The organism is Micromonospora sp. NPDC004704 (genome assembly GCF_053601675.1).
Genome location: NZ_JBSGCD010000010.1, coordinates 15,697 through 31,427, shown reverse-complemented (window position 1 = coordinate 31,427; position 15,731 = coordinate 15,697). Strand labels below are relative to the sequence as shown.

Here is a 15,731-nt window from a genome sequence, read left to right as displayed (position 1 = left end):
CCCCTCGTGCCTCCAGCAAACCGACCGAGCCGTGAACGTGGGGGGCAACCCGGCGCGGACACGACGGTGGACGTCGTGCGGTGCCTCGGTCTCGTTCAGGGAGGTGGTGCTCGACCTGCCGGCGCGCGGCTTCGGTGTCTACGTGCAGGTCAAGCAGATCGGCGACGCCGACCTGACCGACGAGATACTGGCCGGCCTGCGGTTGTCCAATTCGCTGGCACCGCAGGCGATCCCATGCGCCCGCCGCAGCCTGGCGCATGGGTCACCATCACCGTAACGGACCGCCACACAGCGGGCCACCGTCTTCTCATCGGCCCGGTCAACCACGCCGTCGAATGCGCGCAGCAGGTCAGATTCCAGACCGTGTCACGGCAGAAACGCCGGCAACTACAAGGCAGCCGTGGTCTTTCCCAGGATGCTGGCGAGCGCGCCGTAGTCGACGTCCTGCCCCTCCGTGATATCGACGGTTTTCCGTTCACCGTTGCCCATTGCCCGGAGGAATCCCTTGACCTCGGGGATGTCCGTTGCGTTGAAGACCATGAACGAGACCTTGGACTTCGCTACCGCGATGACGGCCGCGTAGTGGCCGTTCTTGGTGTAGTGCGGCTTGCCGTACTGAAGCCGCTCCTCGACGCCTGGCACGGTTTGGTCGATCATCGCGCGTAATTTCTCACATACGTCGATCTGCCACGGCTGGGTCTTGTTGATGTACTGGGTGACGTCGTCGTTCACGGTCTTTTCCTCCGTCACTGTTCATGGGAAAGCACGGGTCTATGAAACGTGTCGTAGCGAAGGGTCGAGTGCCGCCCCGCTCCTACCCTTCACCACCCAGGGCGCCGGGCTCCTGCCCCCCACCCGACGAGCTTGTCCTCCGGTGGGGGCGTAGGTCAGCACGACCACGCCCGAGTCGAACGGCTGCGCGCCGATCAGCCGGAGGACCGCCGGCTCGTCCGACTCCTCGAAGAGGCGCACGCCACCGCCATCACAACGGAATAGGTGGCCAGGCGCAGTTCGTCGACGAGTTCGTTGTACAGCAGCCATCCCGACCAGTGCGACGCTACCGTAGATGAGGATGTCGCCGCTCACCCTCGGCCTTCAGGGCTCCCCCTGTGGTCGCCTCGGCCCGGGAATGTTTCCAGTCCCGCACACGCGCTCACGGCAGCTTTGGTTTCGGGTCATGGCGCGGACTCCGGTAGGTAGCCAGCGGCCTGCAGGTCGAACAGTTCACGGTAGAGCCCGTCCTGGGCCATCAGGTCGTCGTGGTTGCCCTGTTGGACGAGTCTGCCCTCGCGCATGACGTAGATCTGGTCGGCGTGGCGGACGTTGGCGAGCCGGTGGGTGATCAGGACGATCAGACGGTCGGGGTGGCGGCGCAGGTGCTGGAACATCGCGTGTTCGGCGCGGGCGTCGAGGGCGGCGGAGGGTTCGTCGCAGACCAGCAGTCGGGCGTCGCGGTAGAGGCTGCGGGCCGCGACGAGGCGTTGCCACTGGCCACCGGACAGGTCATGGCCGTTCTTGAACTCGCGGTCGAGCAGGGTGTCGTAGCCGTAGGGCAGGTCGAGGATCATGTCGTGCGCAGCCGCGGCTCGAGCGGCGTCCTCCATACTCGGGCCCGGCCTGTTCACCGGCCCGTCATGCCGCCCGATGAGGATGTTCTGCCTCGCTGTGAAGGGAAACTTCCACCAGTCCTGGGTCATCACCGCGACGTGTGAGGCGAGGCTGTGGTGGTCGAGATCTGTGGTGTCGGTGCCGTCCCAGCGGATCACGCCGGAACTGGGGTGGTACAGACCGGCGATGAGCTTGGCCAGGGTGGTCTTGCCGGAGCCGTTCTCGCCGACCAGGGCGACCACCTGGCCGCGCCGGACAGTCAGGCTGACCTCGTCCACGGCCGGGGTGTCGGTGTCCGGATAGCTCAGGCTGACCCGGTCGAGTTCGATGGTGTCGAACCCGTCGACGGGCTGGCCGTCTGATGGCCGGGTGCGGCCGTGGGCGCGGGCGAGAAAATCGCGGTAGTCCTGGTAGTAGAGGGCGTCCTCGTACAGCGAGTTCGTCGCGAACACCGCGATGCCCAGACTGGAGTGGGCGGTCTGCAACGCCAGCAGCGCGGTCGCGGCGGCGGCGAGGGCGACCCAGCCGACGAGAAGCAGCCCACCGAGGACGCCGTACACCGCGAAGCTGGCCAGTCCCGCGACGGAGGCTCCGAAAAGGCGGGTGGTGGTCTGGGAACGGACCAGGTCGAGATCGGCGCGGGTTTCGGCGTTCATCATCCGTCGGTACTCGCCGAGAAGGAACTCCCGCATCTGGTACGAGCGAATCTCGGCGGCGGTGTGCCGGTTGGCCATCAGGGTGGCGAGCATCCACATCCGCCGGCGTCGGGTGATCCGGGCCAGCAGGTTCAGGTACTGGCGGCGGGCGATCCGCACCGCGGTGACCGCCTCTGGCACGGCCGCGAGCAGGAGGCAGGGCAGCAGAATCGGTTGGATGACGGCGACCGCGACGGCGGTCGCGAGCACACCGACCACACCGGTGATGAGGTTGACGGTGTTGTCGACGATCGAAGCGGCCTCACGCATACCCCGGTCCCGTGCCCGGTCCATCTCCTCGGCGAAACCGGCATCGTCGAACGCGGCCAGGTCAACCGCCGTGGTCGCCTCGAACATCCGCAGCTCCACCCGGTAGTTGATCTGCGGCATCAGCCGGGCCTGAGCCCACCCTGCGGCGATCGTCAGACCACCCTTCGCCATCACCGCCGCCGCGGCGACCAGGAGCGCCGGAAGGGCGGCGCGTACCCGGTCGGGGGTGGGGCCGGCGGCGAACAGTTGGGTCAGCACGCTCGTCGTGGCCAGCAGCCCGAAGGTGGTCATCACCCCGGCGGCGATATTCAGCCCGATCGAGGCGATCGTGTCCCGACGGCTGGTCGCCCACGCCACCCCGATCGCCTCCCGGACCAGGTGGGGCAGGCGGCGGGCCACCGCCCAGAAGCTCGTATGGGCGACCTCACGGGCGTGATGCATCCAGTCGGGATCCTCCAGTTCGGGCAACACCAACTCGTCGGTATCGCTGGTCCTCCCGTCCTGGTCCGAGGACTGATGAGGGCGGATCACAGTCTCCACACGACCTCCTTGAGCAGCAGCGGGACTCGGGGGCAGCACGGGCGGCAACAACCTCGGGCAGCGTGAATCACCCGGCACATCGCCGGAAAAAACCGGCATTGGCGGAGGGGCGGGGCTCCGGCCTCAGCGAGGGGAGCCATGCCAGGAAGCCTACGTTCAGCAGTCAGATCGAGTCACGCAGTTACCGGCGTGTCGAACGCGTGTGTCAACGGACGTCCAGCAGTGCCGCGTCCGGACGGCGACCGCTGGTCCGAGATGACCCCGAGGCAGCTCGACGCGCGTACCACGCAGTCAGCCCGAGGCGTGCGAGTCACCGCGTCGACACGAACACCACCCCCGTGGAGCGCCACCTCTTCCGGATCCCCTCCTCGACCTCGCCGCGACAGGACTCCAGCTCATAACCGCGATCGACTGGCGGACGGCGGGTGCCTGGCCCATCATTGACGGGTCGTCCAGTCAAAGGTATTCCGTCCATCATGGACGGTTGGTAGCATCGCCCCTGACCATGATCAACTAGATGTACAGGGGATCTCATGAAGTCTCGACGTCAGACAATCACCCTGGTCATCGGCGCAACGGTGGCCGCGATGGCCGTGCCGATCCTCACGCCGACAATCCAGGCGCAGGCCGGCCCGGCGAGCTACTGCAGCAGCCTGCCACAGTGGACCGGCAGCGTCTGGTACTACATTGACAACTTTGTCCAATTCGGCGGAAACATCTACCGGGCGAAGGTCTCGCACCTTTCGTCCGGCGGGCTCGCTCCGGCCTACGCGCCCGAGAAGTGGGCGCCCGCCGGTAGTTGCTCGTCCGGCCAACCCACGCCGAGCGGGAACCCGACCTTCTACCCGACCGACAACCCGTTCCCGTCGACCAGCCCGTCCAGGTCCTCGTCGCCCTCCGCCTCGCCGTCGCGTACGCCCACCCCCACACCCACCGCCTCGGGTAAGACCCCGACCCCGAAGCCGTCGCAGAGCTGACCGGCGCCAGCGGGGCGTGACCGCGCCCCGCTGGATCAGCAGATCTCGGCGGCGTACTGCGCGCTGTGCCGTTCGCAAACCCGGTTCTGGACACGCTGCCCGCGCATATTCGCTGATCATGCCCCGGCGGAGCTCTCCTCGGCGTACCCGGCTCGTGGTTGGATCGGCCATCGGCGCCGGAGGCGTCTCGCGGTTGGGCGGGCGTTGCGACCGGCCCGGGTGGGGCCCGACGACGTTCTCCGGCCCCTGCGTCGGAGCAGGATTCTGGCGACGAAGCGAGGATTGGGCAAGGAGTCGCGAGGATTCCCCTAACACATCGGTGGGCTGTCGCGTTTTGCTATAAGCATGAACACAACGACAGCCAGTCAAGCAGTAACCGTGGTGACCGGGGCGAGCGCCGGCATCGGGCGCAGTGCCGCGATCGAGATCGCGGCACGCGGTATGGGAGTGGTCGTTACCTACAACTCCCGTCCCGATGGCGCAGCAGAAACGGTCTCCAGGATTCGAGACAACGGCGGCCGGGGAGTCGCGTTGCCTCTCGACATCGGACAGAGCGAAACCTTTCCCGCGTTCCGGAGCGAGCTCGCGCGTGTCCTCCGTGACGAATGGGGCACCGACAAGATCCACGCGCTCGTCAACAACGCCGGTTTCGGTGGCGGTCGCGCATTCGAGGACATGAGCGAGGAGGCGTTCGACCAGTATTACCGCGTGCTCCTACGCGGGCCGTACTTCCTCACGCAGACGCTCCTGCCGCTGATCCACAACGGGGGCTCGATCATCAACACCTCAAGCAGCTCGGTACGTCCCGGTGACACCGAGGCCGGCTACTCGGGGTACGCGGCGATGAAGGGCGGTCTGGTGATCGCCACCCGATTCCTCGCGAAAGAGCTGAGCCCCCGGGGCATCCGCGTCAACTCGATCGCCCCCGGACCGACTCGCACCCGCATCGGCGACGACGCGTTCGAGAAGTACCCCGAGATCATCGAGGGCATGGCCGCCAGGACCGCACTCGGCCGCGTGGGCGAGCCCGAGGACATCGGCAGGGTCATCGCGTTCCTCGCCTCGGACGACTCCGCGTGGATCACCGGGCAGGACATCCAGGTCTCAGGGGGATACGCGCTGTGAAGACTCCCCGGGAGCGGTTCGGCACGGTCGTGCTCACCGGCGCCACGAGCGGCATCGGCGAAGCGGCAGCCCACCGGCTCGCGGCAAGCTCCGAGACGCTCATCGTGCTCGGGCCCGAGCCGGAAGAACGGGTGCGACAGGTTCTCACGCAGATCCGCAGGTCCGGCCCTGCCGAGGTCCACTACGTCGAGGCCGACTTCGCCGACCTCTCCCAGGTCGTCGAGGCTGCCCGCTCGATCAGGTCGCTCGTGTCGACGATCAACCTGTTGATCAACGATGCCGGGGTCCCAGGCGCCCCGCAGCGCATCGTCACGACGGCTGGATACGAGCGGACGCTGCAGGTCAACGCACTCGCGCCCGCGCTGCTGACGCGGCTGCTCGTTCCTTCGCTGGCCGAGGGCGCACGAATCGTGAACGTGGGGTCGTCAGCGCACCGCGTCGAGCGGTTCCACTTCGACGACATCGACCTGGCGCACGGTTACTCGCCGGTGGCCGCGTACGCACGAGCGAAGCTCGCGATGGTGACGTGGTCGTCTCTGCTCGCGGAAGAACTCCGGTCGATGCCGGTCAGTGTCGTCGCCCTCTGCCCCGGGCTCAACGACACGCCGCTCAGCGCCGCGATGATGGGCCGGATCGGCGGTCCCCCCACCCGGGGCGCGGCCCGGGTGCTCCACGCCGCAGTCGCCGACGTCCCCTCCGGTTCCTACCTGGAGGACGACCGTGTCGTGTCGCCGAGCGGGGACGCCGCCGATCCTTCGAGCCGGAAACGGCTCGCCGACCTCTACTGGGAGCGGCTCCTGCCGTTGGCGCTCGCGGGAAGCGAACGATGAGCGAGCGCAGCGCGACCACAGGCGAACGCTGCCGCCTCGCGCGACCAGCGACGTTCGGGACGGACGCACCCCGGTCGTCATCCTTCCAGTGCGCGGCGAAGATGTCCTGGGGGCGTAGCACGGCCGCCGCGTCCAGGTCATCGATCACCGCCTCGCGAGCACCGGGCGGCTGACGAGCCGCACGGAGCACGGTCGCGCTGCGCATCAACGCCTCGGTCGGCATGACCAGTAGGAGCACTCACCACCGACCAGTTCCCGCTCGACTACGGCGGCGGTCGGAGCACCGTGCACGACTCGATCGGCGACGTTCTCCCCGACCGTCCCGCGCCGATGACGATGGCGTCGTACGTGGTGTTTTCCATGTCAGTTCCCCCTCGCTGCGCGGCCGAGTCGGATGGCCGCGATGAGGAAGAAGATGGCTCCGGGGATGGCGTAGCCGATCGCGTTGGTCAACACCGGGTTGTCCGCGGAGGCAGCGGCCAAGAACGACCCACCGGCAAGCACGGAGATGCCACCACTGATGATCATCGGCCACTGGCCGCCCATCTTGCGGCGGGTGACGCCCACGATCAGCTGGACCAAACCGGCCACGACCGCCCAGGCGCCCCACACGCGCAGGACCGCCGGGATGCCGGAGGCACCTGCGATGGCCAGGCCGACCGCGGCGAGCAGGCTGACCGCAACGTTCACGTACAGCAGGGTGGGTGATCCGGTGGCTCGCGACACGCGGACGTCGACGATGGCGGCAGCCACGTCGAACAGCGGGTAGATCACGAGCAGCGTGACGGTGAGCGGATTGAGGTGTTTGGCGAGCGGGAGCGTCACGAGGGCCCAGACGATGGCGAACGCGAAGCGACCGAAGTACAGCCGCCGCAGGGCGGACGCCGTCGTCGAGATGCCGGAAGCGGCAAGGGTGGTCATGGTCAACCTTTCGGTGGTTGCTGAGGGACTGGGTCCAGCGGGTGCCGCGATCGGAACATCACTCAGGAAGAACGAACGTTCTGCCTGATCCCGACTATGACAACCCCGCTTCGAGATGTCAAGACGGAACGTTCTATCTACGGCGCACCTCACACGGAGCGCGAAACTCCGGACGGTTCGGCGCCCGCAACCCTCCGAACGGTGACCATGTGCGCCAACTCCGTGGCCGCGTGCCCGAGAGATCGCCGTTCCTGTCGAGTTGTCGGATTCAGTCCGAGCCCACGTGGCCTGTACGGCGATGCTCGTTGACCCTGTGGATCAGGAACGTGACGCAACAAACGGCAAGACCGAACGTTCTGTCGCTACACTCGTCACCATGGCGCGTACCGAGACCGAAGCCCGGCCGTCCGAGGCGCGGCTCCGGCTCCTGACCACGGCGAGCAGGATTTTCTACGCGGAGGGGATCCACTCGGTCGGCGTCGACCGGGTCATCGCCGAGGCGAAGGTGACCCGGGCCACCTTCTATCGGCACTTCCCCGGCAAGGAAGACCTTGTCCTCGCCTACCTCCAGGCCGCCGACCATGGCATCCGTAGCCAGGTGGAAACGGCCATCGACGCAGGCACATCGGCGAGCGACACGGTCCGGGCCGTTGCGGCGTCGATCGCCGCAGGCATCCAGTCCCCCGGCTTCCGCGGATGCGCCTTCCTGAACGCCGTCGCCGAGTACCCCGACCCCGCCCATCCCGTGCATCAAGCCGTACTCGGCCATCGGCGATGGTTCCTCGAGACGATCAGCACCCTGATGGCGAGCATCGAGGAGACCGAGGCTGAGCGGGCCGCGCAGCACTTCGTCATGCTTCGGGACGGCGCCATGGCGGCCGGCTGCCTGTTCGACTCGGTCCTGATCTGCGAGACCTTCCTCCGCGGTGTCGACGGACTCGTCCAGATTCACGGCTCGCGACAGCCAACCTGACCGCCGCGACAGAGCCTCGGGCCGCCGACCGAGCAGCCCATCAGCTCAAGCCGTCCTCATGGCCGGTGAGCTGGTTCAGGGCGATCGAGGATCACCTTGCTTATGGGAGGATGTCTCGCCATAGACGTTCAACGGGTCGGGGGAACAAGCCGTGGAAGATCGTCGGGCAGAGCAGGAACTGGACACTTCCGTGCCGCACTCGGCACGGTTGTGGAACTACTGGCTCGGCGGCAAGGACAATTTCGCCTCTGATCGAGCAGCCGGTGACGAGATCGCCAGGCGCCTACCGCAGATCATCGACCTGGCCGTCGAAGACCGCGCCTTCCTACGCCGGATGGTTCATCACCTCGTCGCGGAGCAGGGAGTCCGCCAGATCCTGGACATCGGCACCGGCCTGCCCACGGCGGACAACACCCACCAGGTCGCTCAGTCCATCGCCCCGGAATCCCGCATCGTCTACGTCGACAACGACCCACTCGTACTCGTGCACGCTCGTGCCCTGCTGACCGGCTCTGACGAGGGCGCCACCGACTACGTCGAGGCCGACCTGCGCGACCCGGACACGATCCTGCGCGAAGCCCGTCGCACCCTGGACTTCGACCAGCCGGTAGCGATCACCCTGTTGGGGATCCTGCACTTCATCCTCGACGACGACGAGGCACGGAAGGTTGTGCAGCGGCTCGTCGACGCGGTGCCGTCGGGCAGCTACCTGGCCATCGCACACGGGTGTCACGACATCAACCGGGCCGAGGCCGACGACATCGTGGGGTTCTGGAACGAGCACGGCACACCGAAGATCGGCTACCGCAGCTCCACCCGGATCGCACGCTTCTTCGACGGCCTCGAGCTGCTCCCACCCGGCGTTGTGCCCTGCTCACGATGGCGTCCCGGACCAGACACCCCCGACATCGACGTGAACCAGTACTGCGGTGTGGCGCGCAAGCCGTAGAACGTCCACGGCGAGCTGAAGAGCCTTTCCGGCGTACCCGTAGCGCCTTATCACCTGCGCGAACATGCCGTCCGGGCAGCGACCTCTGACGGGCGTCCTCACCCTCCGGACGCGGTGGCGCGGTTTCACGTCGAGCGCCACGGGACCGGAGATGTCCCGGCGCGGGTAGATGATCGGCGGGGGTGACCGGAGTCGATGACGTGGCGGTCCCGGCGACGAGAAATACAGGCAGGGTAGGCCTTCGGCGAAGCTGCGGGCTATTCACCTTCGCTCGTACCGAAACTCTTTTCGTATCGGACGACCGCCCGCGGTCCGGCCGCATGACGTATTTTCAGCAAGTATCCACGGAGCACTTGGAGGTGCGGTGATCGACACGTCCACCTATTTGAATGCTGTTGTCGAACAGACGAGCACGTTCGCCGACTGGGTACACGGCAGGGACGCGGCGACCCCGGTACCGACATGCCCGAAGTGGACCCTGGCCGATCTGGTCGACCATGTCGGCGCGACACAGCACATGGTGACAATGCTCGTGGGTGAGCGATTGACCGAGCCGAGCAGGGCCTTCGCCGGCTACGTTCCAGCCCCGACCGATTCGGCCCAGTGGCGCGTCTGGCTGACCGACGCCGCGGCCGAAGCGAAGCAGGCGTTCGAATCGGTCGCCGACGACACACCGGTGTGGGATCCGTCAGGCGGCGGCGCGGGCGTGCCGTTCTGGTCACGTCGACTGCTCGGCGAGGCTTGCGTGCATCGCGCCGACGCGGCGGCGGCGCTCGGCATGCGGTACGAACTGGCGCCGGAGCCCGCCGTCGCGGCAATCGAGGACTGGCTGGACACGATGACGTCCCGCGGCTACTGGGAGAACAGGCCGGACTTCGCCGATGCGATGCGCGGCGAGGGACAGACCCTGCACTTTCACGCAACCGATGCACCCGGGGAGTGGCTGGCGCGCCGGGAACCGGACATGGTCGTCCTGGAGCGCACGCACACCAGGGCGGACATCGCGGTACGCGGCTCAGCCGCCGAGCTACTGCTCGTGCTCAGCAGGCGTCGCCCGCTGGATGCGGCTCCCACCCTGGAGCTGCAGGGCGATCGGGCGCTACTCGACCACTGGATCGAGCACATGAACTGGGTCACCGACTGACCCGCGCTTGACCGGCCTGATGCTGGCCGGCGAACTGGCCCTCGGCGGCGCCCGAGTCGTGGTGCTGGAACGGCTGGTCGCCCGCACCGGTCAGTCCAAGGCGCTGAACCATTAGGTCGTCGAACAGCCCGGGCCATCGTTGGGTGCGGTGTCTGCCCGTGCAACGGACAGACACCGATGTGGACCGCGCGGTCGGTCAACGGCGGAGCGTACGGACCCTCAGCGCCGGGTCGCTGGTGATCTCGGCCAGGGTGAACCGTTCGGTGATCCACCGCTTTGCCGCATACCGGCGGGCCTGGTCCGTGCGGTACGGCGAGCCCACGTTGCTGGACTGGCCGTACGTGAGCAGCGTACGGGTACGCGGCCCGGTCGCGGTGAGCTCGACGGCCATGATGAAGGTCGACCCGTGCGCCACGTCCGGCAGCGACTCACCCGGAGTCGGCTCCCACGTCATGCCGGAACGGTCGCATGAGGTGCTATGGCGGCACGTCAATCCGGGGAATCGAATCCGCCACCGGCCAGCATCCCGCGGACGTACGCCCACAGGATGGGCAGCGGGCCGAATCCGGCCCCGATCCCGCCAGGACGGAGTTTCCGGCCGTCGCTTTCGGTTTTCTTTCTCGGTACTTTCGGTAGGGTCGGAAGCATGATCGACCTCGAGGTGAGCGGCTCTGCGGCGGCAGAGCCGGTCCGCGAAGGGAGCACGACCGACCAGCCACGCAAACGACGGGAACGTACGCGGCGACACGTGTTCGTCGCGGCCGGAGTGCTCTGGGCGGTGGCGATCACCGTCGCGGTGCTGTGGCGTGGCGGTGTCGGTGTGTCACCGCCGCCCGTCGCGGCGCCCTCGGCCTCCCCGTCCATGTCGGACGCACCGCTGAGCAACGCCGACATCTACCAGACGCTGCTGCCGTCGGTCGTACGGATAGAAACCACCCGCCGACCGAGCGCGTCCAGCGGGTCACGCATGACGGAATCGGCCGTCGGCACCGGCGTGATCGCCAACTCGGACGGGACCATATTGACTGCGGCGCACGTCGTCGCCTCCGCCACCACCATCCAGATCAGCTACGCCGACGGCAGCCGGACGACCGCGACGGTGGCGGACGCGGACGAGGCGACCGACATTGCCACGCTCACGCCACGGGAGCTTCCCGAGACGTTGGTGCCCGCCGTGCTCGGTGGCGCAACGGCTGTCGGTGACGAGGTGGTCGCGATCGGCAACCCGCTCGGGCTGTCCATGAGCACCAGCGCCGGTGTCGTCTCCGGCCTGAACCGGCAGGTGGCCGGCACACCGGGCCTCATCCAGTTCGACGCGGCGGTCAACCCGGGCAGTTCCGGCGGGCCGCTGATCAACAACCAGGGTCAGGTCGTCGGCATCGTCGTCTCCCTGGCGAACCCGACCGACGCCGGCACGTTCATCGGCATCGGCTTCGCCGTTCCGATCGGCACCGCAATCGCTGCCGGCCGAGAGGGCAACGGCCCTGCCGTCCCACCGTTGTAGAGAAGGATGCTCGTATGAACGGCAATGACGCCCTACCTGCTTCGGCCGGCCCGATCGAGAAGGTGCTGTACGAGGTCAAGAAGACCGTCGTGGGCCAGGACCCGCTGCTCGAGCGGATGATCGTGGCTCTGCTGGCGCGCGGGCACATCCTGGTCGAGGGCGTACCCGGCCTCGCCAAGACGCTCGCGGTGAAATCCCTCGCCGAGGCGATCGGCGGGCAGTTCCATCGGGTGCAGTTCACCCCCGACCTCGTGCCCGCGGACATCGTCGGCACCCGGATCTACCACCAGCCGACCGGTGAGTTCCAGGTCCAGATCGGACCGGTCTTCACCAACCTGCTGCTCGCGGACGAGATCAACCGGGCACCCGCCAAGGTACAGAGCGCCCTGCTGGAGGTGATGCAGGAACGCCAGGTCACCATCGGCCGTGAGACCCACCGGGTGCCCGACCCCTTCCTGGTCATGGCGACCCAGAACCCGATCGAGAACGAAGGCGTCTACCCACTGCCCGAGGCGCAGGTCGACCGGTTCATGATGAAGGTGCTGGTCGGCTACCCGACGCCGAGTGAGGAGTTCGTGGTCGTCGAGCGGGCACTCGCCCCGGGCGCGGCGCTCCAGCGGATCATCGACCCGGAGACGCTGTCCGGCCTTCAGCAGGCCGCGGACCGGGTGTACGTGGATCCGTCACTGATCGAGTTCGCGGTGAGCCTGGCCCACGCCACCCGTGATCCCGCCCGGGTCGGCCTGAGCGACCTGACGCGCTACATCACGTTCGGTGCCAGCCCGCGCGCGTCGATCAGCCTGGTGCTCGCCGCACGAGCGCTCGCGTACGTCCGCGGCCGGGAGTACGCCGTCCCGCAGGACCTGACCGACCTCGCCCTGGACGTGTTACGGCACCGGCTGGTGCTGTCCTACGAGGCGCTGTCCGACGACCTCACTCCGGACGACATCCTGGCGAAGATCCTGGCGAACACGCCGGTACCCGAGCCGGTCGGTCGAGGTCGCTGACCCATGGCCGGGGCACCCGAACGCCTGCTGCGGCGTCTGGAATGGCGGCTCAGCCGTCGTCTCGACGGGCGGCTACAGGGTAATTACCGTACGGTTTGGCACGGTGCGGGGATCGACTTCACCGACCTGCGTCTGTACACCCCGCAGGACGACGTCCGGCACATCGACTGGAACGTCACCGCGCGCCTCGACGAGCCCTTCGTCCGGCAGTACACCGAGGACCGGGAGATGACCGCCTGGCTGGTCGTCGACCGATCCGCCTCGATGCGTACCGGACGCGACACCGGAAAGGCCGGCACTGCCACCGAACTCGCGGTCAGTCTCGCCCGGCTGATCACCACGGGTGGCAACCGGATCGGCGCGATTCTGTTCGACAACCACGTGCACCGGGTCGTGCCCGCGCGTACCGGGAGAAACCAGGTGCTGCGCATCGCGCGCGACCTGTTGGAGCCGCCGCCGCAGGCCGGCGGCGGGTCCACCACCGACCTGTCGGCGATGCTGCGGCTGGCCGCGGCCACCACCGCCAAGCGGCGCAGCCTGATTTTCGTGATTTCCGACTTTTTCGGCAATCCAGGGTGGGAACGCCCCCTGGGCATGCTCTCCCATCGGCATGAGGTCGTGGTGCTCCGCATCGCCGACCTCGCCGAGCTGGACCTGCCCGACCTGGGCCTGATACTGGTCGAGGACGCCGAGACCGGCGAGCAGCTCCTGGTCGACACCAGCGACCCACTGCTGCGCGGCCGCCTCAACGAGCAGGTCGGTGCGCGCGAAACCGAGCTGGCCGAGCGGATGCGCCAGGCCGGCGTCGACGCCCACCGGATCACCACCGACCAGGACCTGCCCGCGACGCTGCTCGACCTGGTCCGTCGATCCGGAAGGAGGTCCCGGTGAGCTTCGGCCATCCCCTCGTGCTGATCCCGGCCGTACTGTTCACCGCGGCGGCGGTCGCCGGCTACGTCCTGCTCCAGCGGCGGCGCACGGCCGCCCTCGCCGCGGCGGGTTTCGGCCGGCTCGCCGGCGGCGGCATCCGACGCCACCTCCCGTACGTTCTGCTGCTCGCCGCGCTGCCGATCCTGCTCACCGGCCTGGCCCGACCCTCGGCCGAACTCTCCGTGCCGCACGTCTCCGGCACCGTCATTCTCGCCTTCGACGTGTCCAACAGCATGAAAGCCACCGACGTCACCCCCAGCCGGCTCGGCGCCGCGCAGACCGCCGCAAAGCAGTTCGTGGAGGGGCAACCCGATTCGGTCGACATCGGCGTACTCCTCTTCGGCGATCAGGCGCTGCTCACCCAGGCTCCCACCGACGACCGACCCGCCACACAGGCCGCGATCGACCGGGCCACCACGAGCGGGGGCACCTCCCTCGGCCAGGCCATCCTGGTCGGACTGGGTGCCGTCACCGGCAAGCCGGTCAGCCTGCCCACCGGCGGCGACGCCGACCCGGACACCGCCGCACCGGCCAACGAACTCGGCTACTGGCCGTCCGCCACCATCGTGATCTTCTCCGACGGGCAGGAGACCGGCGGCCCCGACGTGACGCAGGCCGCGGAACTCGCGGCGGGTGCCGGCGTACGCGTGCAGACGGTCGGCGTCGGCACCGCCAAGGGTGCGACCGTGGAGGTGGACGGCTATCAGCTCGGCACCGCCCTGGACGAATCGCTGCTGACCATGGTCGCGCAGACCACCGGCGGCACGTACCAGAAGGCCGGCAACACGCAGGCGCTGGTCGACACCACCAGGTCGATCGACCTGCGGCTGACCACCAGGACGGAACCGATCGAGCTGACCGCGCCGTTCGCCGCGGCCGCGCTGCTGCTACTGGCGATCGGCAGCCTCCTGAACACCCGCTGGCACGGAAGGATCGTCTGATGTCCCTCAGCTGGCCGTGGGCGCTGCTCGCGCTACTGACCGTGCCGTTGATCCTCGCGGCGCGTTGGTGGCTCAACCGACGTCGTAAGCGCACCGCGGTCACCGTCTCCAGCATCGCGTTGATCCGCGCCGCCGTTCCGGGCCGCAGTGCATGGCGACGCAGGATTCCCGTCGCGCTCTTCCTCGCCGGCCTGCTCGTCCTCGCCGTGGGCCTGGCTCGCCCGCACGCGGAGATTGCCGTACCCCGCGCCGACTCCTCCATCCTGCTGGCAATCGACGTGTCCGGGTCGATGTGTGCCACCGACGTCGCACCCAACCGGCTGTCGGCCGCCAGCGACGCCGCCCGCGCGTTCATCGAGGACAGCGACGACGACACCCGGATCGGGCTGGTCGCGTTCTCCGGCATCGCCGCCCTGATCGTCGCGCCCACCACGGAGAAGCAGCGGCTGACCAACGCGATCGACGGCTTCCGTACCTCTCGTGGCACGGCCATCGGTCAGGCGATACTCACCTCGATCGACGCGATCGCCGAGGACAATCCGGACGTCGCGAAGACCGGCGTGGACCTGGGCCCCGCCGCCCCGGCCGACTTCCAACCGGACACCATCGTCGTGCTCACCGACGGTTCGAACACCACCGGCGTCGACCCGGTCACCGCCGCCCAGCAGGCCGCCGCCCGCCACCTGCGGGTCTTCACCATCGGCTTCGGCACGACCGAGCCGACACGCATGGTCTGCCGACCCGACCAGATCACCGGCGACCTGTACCGCGGCGGTCCGGAGCCGGGATTCTCCGGGCGCGGCGGTTTCCGCGACCCCTCCGGTTTCCGCCAGTTCCTGCAGATGGACGAGGAGGCGCTGACCGAGGTCGCGGATACCACCGGCGGCAGGTACTTCCGGGCCGAGGACGCCGACCAGCTCGCCGAGGTGCTCTCCGGCCTGCCCAGCGCGATCGGCCTGCACCGGCAGGAGACCGAGACCACGGTCTGGTTCGTGCTCGCCGGAACGCTGCTGGCGTTCGCCGGCGCCGGTCTGTCCCTGTGGTGGAACCGCGGGCGCCCGGCGAGGATCCGATGACCGGATGAGGCGTCCCGACCAGGAGATGGGCAAGCCGCGACCGCGCAGGCTCTGGGGCATCCGCCGCGGTGACGGCAATCGTCCTGGTCCCGGCCCGGCGCCGGACCTCTCGCGCGGGGCAGCTCGCAAAAAGGTAGTCCTCGCCGAACGGGGTACTGCCAGAACCTCTCAGCCGCCGGAAGGCATGCCTACCTTTGAATGGTGGACGGCCGGAGTGGGATCAGGAGTTCCGCACGTCTCT

16 protein-coding genes are annotated in these 15,731 nt (G+C 68.2%); 12 read left to right on the top strand and 4 right to left on the bottom strand.

The genetic code is table 11. The annotated features are described in order from the left end of the window. Positions 1 to 103 precede the first annotated feature (103 nt). Positions 104 to 277 (top strand): hypothetical protein, encoded by a 174-nt coding sequence (locus tag ACWEFB_RS16235; protein ID WP_452286121.1) that lies wholly within the window; start codon positions 104 to 106, stop codon positions 275 to 277. Between the two features lie 110 nt (positions 278 to 387). Here ACWEFB_RS16235 and ACWEFB_RS16230 read toward each other — a convergent pair whose 3' ends face one another. Beyond that, the gene (locus ACWEFB_RS16230; RefSeq protein WP_326557363.1) at positions 388 to 732 is read right to left on the bottom strand and encodes a DUF1801 domain-containing protein; all 345 of its coding nucleotides are present in this window, start codon (positions 730 to 732) and stop codon (positions 388 to 390) included. Between the two features lie 443 nt (positions 733 to 1,175). After that, positions 1,176 to 3,113, bottom strand: coding sequence for an ABC transporter ATP-binding protein (locus ACWEFB_RS16225; RefSeq protein ID WP_452286119.1), 1,938 nt, complete (start codon positions 3,111 to 3,113; stop codon positions 1,176 to 1,178). 533 nt (positions 3,114 to 3,646) lie between these two features. On the opposite strand from ACWEFB_RS16225, the gene ACWEFB_RS16220 reads away from it, so the two are divergent. From ACWEFB_RS16220 to ACWEFB_RS16210, 3 genes are all read left to right on the top strand, one after another. Then, complete coding sequence (locus ACWEFB_RS16220; RefSeq protein ID WP_452286117.1) at positions 3,647 to 4,090, top strand: hypothetical protein; 444 nt, start codon at positions 3,647 to 3,649, stop codon at positions 4,088 to 4,090. A gap of 378 nt (positions 4,091 to 4,468) precedes the next feature. Then, positions 4,469 to 5,215 carry an SDR family NAD(P)-dependent oxidoreductase gene (locus ACWEFB_RS16215; RefSeq protein ID WP_452286115.1) on the top strand — a complete coding sequence of 249 codons (747 nt, stop codon included), beginning with the start codon at positions 4,469 to 4,471 and terminating at the stop codon, positions 5,213 to 5,215. Continuing rightward, a complete protein-coding gene (locus ACWEFB_RS16210; RefSeq protein WP_452286113.1) occupies positions 5,212 to 6,045 on the top strand; it encodes an SDR family NAD(P)-dependent oxidoreductase in 834 nt (277 codons plus the stop codon). The genes ACWEFB_RS16215 and ACWEFB_RS16210 overlap by 4 nt, the downstream gene beginning before the upstream one ends. A 363-nt stretch (positions 6,046 to 6,408) precedes the next feature. Here the strand turns inward: ACWEFB_RS16210 and ACWEFB_RS16205 are convergent, their stop codons facing one another. Continuing rightward, complete coding sequence (locus ACWEFB_RS16205; RefSeq protein ID WP_326557359.1) at positions 6,409 to 6,966, bottom strand: hypothetical protein; 558 nt, start codon at positions 6,964 to 6,966, stop codon at positions 6,409 to 6,411. Between the two features lie 376 nt (positions 6,967 to 7,342). Here ACWEFB_RS16205 and ACWEFB_RS16200 point away from each other — a divergent pair, with 376 nt between their 5' ends. The 3 genes from ACWEFB_RS16200 to ACWEFB_RS16190 all read left to right on the top strand — a co-directional run bounded on the left by ACWEFB_RS16200 (position 7,343) and on the right by ACWEFB_RS16190 (position 10,032). Further along, positions 7,343 to 7,939 carry a TetR/AcrR family transcriptional regulator gene (locus ACWEFB_RS16200; RefSeq protein WP_452286111.1) on the top strand — a complete coding sequence of 199 codons (597 nt, stop codon included), beginning with the start codon at positions 7,343 to 7,345 and terminating at the stop codon, positions 7,937 to 7,939. A 151-nt stretch (positions 7,940 to 8,090) separates the two neighbouring features. After that, the gene (locus ACWEFB_RS16195) at positions 8,091 to 8,888 is read left to right on the top strand and encodes an SAM-dependent methyltransferase (RefSeq protein ID WP_452286109.1); all 798 of its coding nucleotides are present in this window, start codon (positions 8,091 to 8,093) and stop codon (positions 8,886 to 8,888) included. Between the two features lie 364 nt (positions 8,889 to 9,252). Continuing rightward, positions 9,253 to 10,032, top strand: a complete 780-nt coding sequence (locus tag ACWEFB_RS16190) for a maleylpyruvate isomerase N-terminal domain-containing protein (protein ID WP_452286107.1) — start codon at positions 9,253 to 9,255, stop codon at positions 10,030 to 10,032. 196 nt (positions 10,033 to 10,228) lie between these two features. On the opposite strand, the gene ACWEFB_RS16185 is transcribed toward ACWEFB_RS16190, so the two are convergent. Further along, a complete protein-coding gene (locus ACWEFB_RS16185; RefSeq protein WP_452286105.1) occupies positions 10,229 to 10,486 on the bottom strand; it encodes a penicillin acylase family protein in 258 nt (85 codons plus the stop codon). Positions 10,487 to 10,678: 192 nt separating this feature from the next. Here ACWEFB_RS16185 and ACWEFB_RS16180 point away from each other — a divergent pair, with 192 nt between their 5' ends. Genes ACWEFB_RS16180 through ACWEFB_RS16160 form a run of 5 tightly spaced genes read left to right on the top strand, consistent with a single transcriptional unit; the run spans position 10,679 to position 15,490 of the window. Then, positions 10,679 to 11,536: a S1C family serine protease gene (locus ACWEFB_RS16180; RefSeq protein ID WP_452286104.1), complete on the top strand. Its 858-nt coding sequence runs from the start codon at positions 10,679 to 10,681 to the stop codon at positions 11,534 to 11,536. A 14-nt stretch (positions 11,537 to 11,550) separates the two neighbouring features. Then, complete coding sequence (locus ACWEFB_RS16175) at positions 11,551 to 12,543, top strand: AAA family ATPase (RefSeq protein WP_452286102.1); 993 nt, start codon at positions 11,551 to 11,553, stop codon at positions 12,541 to 12,543. Positions 12,544 to 12,546: 3 nt separating this feature from the next. After that, positions 12,547 to 13,434 carry a DUF58 domain-containing protein gene (locus tag ACWEFB_RS16170; RefSeq protein WP_452286100.1) on the top strand — a complete coding sequence of 296 codons (888 nt, stop codon included), beginning with the start codon at positions 12,547 to 12,549 and terminating at the stop codon, positions 13,432 to 13,434. Then, positions 13,431 to 14,414: a VWA domain-containing protein gene (locus ACWEFB_RS16165; protein ID WP_452286098.1), complete on the top strand. Its 984-nt coding sequence runs from the start codon at positions 13,431 to 13,433 to the stop codon at positions 14,412 to 14,414. Before ACWEFB_RS16170 ends, ACWEFB_RS16165 begins: the two co-directional genes overlap by 4 nt. Next, positions 14,414 to 15,490, top strand: coding sequence for a VWA domain-containing protein (locus tag ACWEFB_RS16160; RefSeq protein ID WP_452286096.1), 1,077 nt, complete (start codon positions 14,414 to 14,416; stop codon positions 15,488 to 15,490). Before ACWEFB_RS16165 ends, ACWEFB_RS16160 begins: the two co-directional genes overlap by 1 nt. Positions 15,491 to 15,731 lie beyond the last annotated feature (241 nt).